Origin of the sequence: Sinomonas sp. G460-2, assembly GCF_047759905.1 — a bacterium.
GTDB lineage: Bacteria > Actinomycetota > Actinomycetes > Actinomycetales > Micrococcaceae > Sinomonas.
Window position 1 is genome coordinate 1 of sequence record NZ_JBKZWT010000309.1, and the last position, 4,297, is coordinate 4,297.

A 4,297-nucleotide genomic window follows, 5' to 3' on the forward strand; every position below is an offset into this window, starting at 1 on the left:
CGCGGAGCGCGGCGGAGCGGCGGCGCAGAAGGTTCGCGAGCTGCTCGGGGGCGTGCTGGCCGATTCCGTTCTTGAGTGCGTCGGGACGTCAGAGTCCATGGACCAGGCGCTGCGCTGCACGCGGCCCGGCGGGAGCCTCGGCTTCGTGGGCGTGCCTGCGGGCGGGGCCGAGCTGCCCATCGGGCTGCTGTTCTCGAAGAACATCTCCGTGGGCGGCGGTGCCGCCTCGACGCGCGCGTATCTGCCGGAGCTGCTGGCCGACGTCCTGTCCGGGGCAATCGAGCCCGGCCTCGTGTTCGATGCCGTCATGCCGCTCGAGGACGCGGCGGAGGCCTATGCGGCGATGGACGAGCGGCGCGCCATCAAGGTCATGCTGCGGCCCGCGGGGATCGGCTGATGGCCGGTGCGGGGGAGCTCGGGCTCGATCCGGGGACCGATCCCGGGTTCGATCCCGGCTTCGAGGCGGCCCTCGAAGCCGCGCGCGAGGGGTTCCGCGAGGGCGGGATCCCGATCGGGGCGGCGCTCGTCCGCGGAGGCGAGGTGATCGCCGTCGGCCATAACGACCGCGTCCAGCACGGCGACCCGATCGCCCACGGCGAGATGTCCGCGCTCCGCGCGGCGGGCAGGCAGCGGACGTATCGCGACACGGTTCTCTACACGACGCTCGCGCCGTGCGCGATGTGCGCGGGGACCATCATCCAGTTCAAGATCCCGCGCGTGGTCGTGGGGGAGGAGCGGACTTTCCCCGGCGAGCTCGAGCTGCTGAGGTCGCGCGGGGTCGACGTCGTGGTGCGTGACGACGAGCGCTGCGTCCGGCTCATGGAGGACTTTCAGCGGGATTCACCGGAGCTCTGGGCCGAGGATATTGCCGAAACATGACTTGCGGATCCGTGCCCTGAGCTGCTTAGGGTGTGAAAGGCACGTTGCATACCGACCGCACTGGGGACGGAAGTAGTTGCTCGTGCCGCGCGTCGCCGGCGGGGCCGTCCAGGCCTCCCGCCGTGCTCGCGCAGGCGCGCCTGGCTTGGGACGCACGGATTGAGCCGGGCGCGCCGCCTCCCGGGCTGCGTGGCGGAGACGCGGATCGCTTGGCGGGCGTCGGCTGCCGGAGTTCCCGGCCATTGGGCGCCCTTCCCCGCACTGGGGCCGCGGGCCCGCCGACCCAATGCGGGGATGCCGCCCCGATGCGGTCAAGGCTCCCCTGCGCTCAGGCGCCGTCGCGGTCCTGTGGCATCGTGGTCCCCGTGAACGCGGCTCGATCTGGATCAGCGGAATATTTTGACGGCTGGTACGCCAACATGCCCGGAAGCACGCGCCGCGACGAACTCAAGCAGCGCCACCTCGGGCTCCCGGCCGAGTTGTTGGCGACGAGCCTCCTGCCGTGGGACGGGATTGACGACGTAGTCGGGGCGCTGCGACTCGAGCCGGGAGGCCGGCTCGTGGACCTCGCGTGCGGGCGAGGCGGCTACGGCCTCGAGGTGGCCCGGCGCACGAGGGCGAGGCTCGTCGGCGTCGACTTTTCGCGGGAGGCCATCCGGCAGGCGAGCGAGGCCGCCGCTGCAACGGGGATCCCGGCCGAGTTCGCGGTCGGCGAGCTGGGTGCGACGGGACTGGACGAGGGATCGGCCGACGCGCTCATGTGCATCGACTCGATCCAGTTCGCGGCGACGGGAGCAACCTATCGCGAGCTGCGGAGGGTTCTCGTGCCCGGCGGCCGGGCCGTCATCACGACCTGGGAGGCCCTCGACCGGTCGGACCAAGGCGTGCCGGAACGACTGCGCCAGGTTGACGTCCGAGCCGGGCTCGAGGCCGCCGGGTTCACGAGCATCGACGTGCGGGAACCTCGGGTGTGGCGCGTGGCCGAGCGGAACATGTGGCTCGCGGCCTCCGAACTCGACCCCGCCGAAGGTCCGGACGTCCGTTCGCTCTATGACGAGGCCCTCCGGGCCCTCGCGGGTTTCGACCGCGTCCGGCGAGTCTTCGCCGTCGCAACCGCGCCCTGAACCAGCCGGAGCGGTTCGACGCCGAGGTGATCGCCGCCGTCGTCCCTACCCGCGGTACTCCGGGTTGGGGTGGTCCTGGCTGCTGAGGTCCCAGTTGAAGGTGACGTTGCCGTACACCGGGATGCCGCCCGCGTCCTTGATCCGCCGGGCCGTGTGGAGCATGTTCCAGGCCGCGAAGACCGTGTTGCGGGTTGTCCAGTGGTTCTGGGCGCCGCGGTTGTCGTCAAGGTATGACGGACCTGGGCCGGCCTCGCCGTTCCAATACGAGTCGGCCTGCGGCGGGATGGTGAAGCCGATGTGGCTGAGGGCGTACAGGAGTTGAGCCGCGCAGTGCTTCCCGCCGTCCTCGTTGCCGGTCACGATGACGCCCCCGACCTTCCCGTAATAGGACCACTGCCCGGCCGCGTTGAGCTCTCCCGACCAGCCGTAGAGCCGCTCGACGAGCTTGCGCGTCACGGAGGATTGGTCGCCGAGCCAGATCGGCGTGGCCATGACGACGATGTCCGCTGGCTCGATGAGGCTCCGGTAGATCTCGGGGAACTCGTCCGTGGCCCAGCCGTGCTCGCGCATGTCCGGGTAGACGCCGGGCGGGATGTCGTGGTCGACGCCGCGCACGACGTCGACGCGCGCGCCCACGCCCTCGAGCACGAGCTTGCTCACCGCGAGGAGCCCATCCGTGTGGCTCTGCTCCGGGCTTGGCTTGAGCGTGCCGTTGAGGTAGACCGCACGGAGGTCCGTGAAGTCGGTGGGATTGGCGGCGATCTCGGCGTCGATGAACTTCTGGACTGACTCCGGCAGCATGGCCGGCTCCTTCCGTCGGGGCCCCTTGGTTCCCCCGATGCTAGGCGGAGCGGCCGGGTGGCGGGAGGGGCGATGGAGGCCAAGTGTCAGTGCCCGCGGTAACCCGCCACCGAATCTCGGCGAGGTGAGCCACTTAGCTATTGTTTCGCTGCCTGCAGCCCGGCCCCGCACGAGCAGTTACCTTCTCGCCGAGAAAGTTGCCCTCAACGCGAACTCTGGGCGAGGAGATAACTGCTGCTCGCGAGGTCGCCGCCGAACGCTAGGCCGCCGCGCACCGTGAAGACGGCGTCACCCCGGCACCCGTCAGATTGCCTTCCCCGGATTCAGGATCCCTGCCGGGTCGAACGCCGCCTTGATGGCGTGCTGCAGCGCGAGTGAGGTCTCGCCGAGCTCCTCCGCGACCCACTCGCGCTTGAGCAGCCCGACGCCGTGCTCGCCGGTCAGCGTCCCTCCGAGTCGCTGCGCGAGGTGGAACATCTCGCCCAGGGCGGCCTTCGCGGGCCCGTCCGTGATCGACTCGTCCGGCTCGACAACGATCATGGGGTGTAGGTTCCCGTCCGCCGCATGAGCGACGCTGAAGATCCTCACCCCGGTCCGTCCTGCGATCTCCTCAAGCCCCGCGAACGCCTCCGCGAGCCGGTTGCGCGGCACGGCGATGTCGCCGATCGACACGCGGCCCAGGCGCTCGAGCGCGGGGATGGCGTCGCGCCGCGCTTTGACGAGGGCGGCGGCCTCGACAGTCCCCGCCGCCCGGTGAATCGAGCTCGCGAACGGCTCGATGGCCCGCACGATCTCGTCGAGCTCGAGGTGCGCGCCGTACCCATCGGTCTGCGAAAGCAGGAAAGCCCCGCCGAGCTCACGGTGCCGCGTCCCCTCGGCGCGGTCGACGGCGTCGAGCGTCGGCCCGTCCATGAGCTCGAGGATCGCGGGCTGGATCCGCGCGGCCGTGATGGCCGAGGCGGCCCGCCCGGCGGTCTCGACGTCCGGGAAGTACGCCGCGAGCGTCTCCGTTCGCACGGGACGGGGCCGCAGCCGCAGCGTCGCCTCGACGACGATCCCGAGCGTGCCCTCGGACCCGATGAGCAGCGCCGTGAGGTCGTAGCCGGTGACCCCCTTGATCGTGGACCGCCCGGTCCGCAGCACGCGCCCGTCGGCCAGCACCACCCGAAGCCCGAGCACCGACTCGCGCGTGACGCCGTATTTCGCGCACCACATTCCGCCGGCGTTCGTCGCGATGTTGCCCCCGATCGAACAGATCGCCGTGCTTGCGGGGTCCGGCGCGTAGAACAGCCCGAATTCGGCAGCGGCCGCGTTGACCTCGGCGTTGAGGACGCCGGGCTCCACCACCGCGACCATCTCCACCGGATCGATACTGAGGATCCGGTTCATGCCGCGCACGTCCACGACCACCTGCCCCGCGTGGGCGCTCGCCCCGCCCGCGAGCCCGGTTCCGGCCCCGCGCGGAACCACGGGAATTCCGCGGGCGTGCGCGA

5 protein-coding genes are annotated in these 4,297 nt (G+C 71.0%); 3 read left to right on the forward strand and 2 right to left on the reverse strand.

Annotated features, from left to right (window positions below; translation table 11 throughout):
• From ACLN58_RS18665 to ACLN58_RS18675, 3 genes are all read left to right on the forward strand, one after another.
• Nucleotides 1-397: zinc-binding dehydrogenase (locus ACLN58_RS18665; RefSeq protein ID WP_415856738.1), on the forward strand; the 397-nt coding region annotated here is incomplete at its 5' end.
• Nucleotides 397-879 carry a nucleoside deaminase gene (locus ACLN58_RS18670; RefSeq protein WP_415856739.1) on the forward strand — a complete coding sequence of 161 codons (483 nt, stop codon included), beginning with the start codon at nt 397-399 and terminating at the stop codon, nt 877-879. The genes ACLN58_RS18665 and ACLN58_RS18670, both read left to right, overlap by 1 nt.
• 419 nt (nt 880-1,298) lie before the next feature.
• The gene (locus ACLN58_RS18675) at nt 1,299-2,003 is read left to right on the forward strand and encodes a class I SAM-dependent methyltransferase (RefSeq protein WP_415856740.1); all 705 of its coding nucleotides are present in this window, start codon (nt 1,299-1,301) and stop codon (nt 2,001-2,003) included.
• 45 nt (nt 2,004-2,048) lie between these two features.
• Here ACLN58_RS18675 and ACLN58_RS18680 read toward each other — a convergent pair whose 3' ends face one another.
• Both ACLN58_RS18680 and ACLN58_RS18685 read right to left on the reverse strand, forming a co-directional pair.
• Entirely contained in the window at nt 2,049-2,804 is a 756-nt protein-coding gene (locus ACLN58_RS18680) for a flavodoxin family protein (RefSeq protein ID WP_415856741.1), read from the reverse strand.
• 303 nt (nt 2,805-3,107) lie between these two features.
• A partial coding sequence (locus ACLN58_RS18685; RefSeq protein ID WP_415856742.1) for an FAD-binding oxidoreductase occupies nt 3,108-4,297 on the reverse strand: 1,190 nt, incomplete at its 5' end.

Excerpts from the sequence above, each read along its gene's own strand:
- ACLN58_RS18680 (WP_415856741.1), bottom strand. The coding sequence starts at position 2,804 with ATGCTGCCGGAGTCAGTCCAGAAGTTCATCGACGCCGAGATCGCCGCC.
- ACLN58_RS18670 (WP_415856739.1), top strand. The coding sequence starts at position 397 with ATGGCCGGTGCGGGGGAGCTCGGGCTCGATCCGGGGACCGATCCCGGG.
- ACLN58_RS18675 (WP_415856740.1), top strand. The coding sequence starts at position 1,299 with ATGCCCGGAAGCACGCGCCGCGACGAACTCAAGCAGCGCCACCTCGGG.